At 43.4% G+C, this 369-nt stretch carries 1 protein-coding gene; it reads right to left on the reverse strand.

The annotated features are described in order from the left end of the window. Window positions 1–147 precede the first annotated feature (147 nt). On the reverse strand, window positions 148–369 hold a 222-nt coding region (locus tag FTW16_RS24895; RefSeq protein WP_222433354.1), incomplete at its 5' end, for a transposase.

Genomic DNA, 369 nt, shown 5'->3' on the forward strand with positions numbered 1-369 from the left:
ATATTCTGCAAAAGCCTCTGTACTCGCTTTTTATTACAAATAAAGCCGTTAGCCACTTGTAATAACCCGCTTTAGAAACGCCCAACCATTGGCATAGTCGAATGACAGGAAGCTTCACACTGGCCTTCTTAAGGATATACTCGAACCTTATTCTTTTTGGCTGTCGAAGAAAGCCTTCGCTTCCTTTAAGAAATCATTCTCCAGCTCTGCCATCTCAAGCTTCTTTTTCAATTGACGGATCTCTTTCTCCAGTTGTGTAACGGATGTTTCGGGACCGTGGTTAGGTATTGGGAGGGAGTTAGTCTTCTTCGACGTCATTTGGCATCTCCATTTAGAAAGTAGCACCGGCGATATTCCTAAGGATAGTGC

This window comes from Vibrio sp. T20 (genome assembly GCF_007858795.1).
Classification (GTDB): Bacteria; Pseudomonadota; Gammaproteobacteria; order Enterobacterales; family Vibrionaceae; genus Vibrio; species Vibrio satsumensis.